Annotated in this window: 1 protein-coding gene; it reads left to right on the top strand. The window is 46.2% G+C overall.

All coding sequences use genetic code 11. The features are described from left to right. On the top strand, positions 1-234 hold a 234-nt coding region (locus AAEY79_RS16455), incomplete at both ends, for a DEAD/DEAH box helicase (protein WP_352289865.1).

Raw genomic sequence — 234 nt, 5'->3', positions numbered from 1 at the left:
ACCCAGAAATTCGCCGACTTCCCTTTAAAGCCCGAAATACTCGCGGCATTGAACGAGAACGGCTTTGAGTTTTGCACGCCAATACAGGCGTTATCTTTACCTATTTTACTTAATGCAAAAGATATTGCCGGACAAGCCCAAACCGGCACCGGTAAAACTATGGCATTTTTAGTGGCCACATTTAACCACTTACTCAATGTTGCTGCACCTGAGAGTCGCAAAGCAACCGAACCC

It is taken from the genome of Psychrobacter sp. GW64-MNA-CIBAN-0177 (assembly GCF_040309585.1).
Classification (GTDB): domain Bacteria; phylum Pseudomonadota; class Gammaproteobacteria; order Pseudomonadales; family Moraxellaceae; genus Psychrobacter; species Psychrobacter okhotskensis.
The sequence above is the reverse complement of the archived record's forward strand: the minus strand, read 5'-3'. Positions and strand labels throughout refer to the sequence as shown.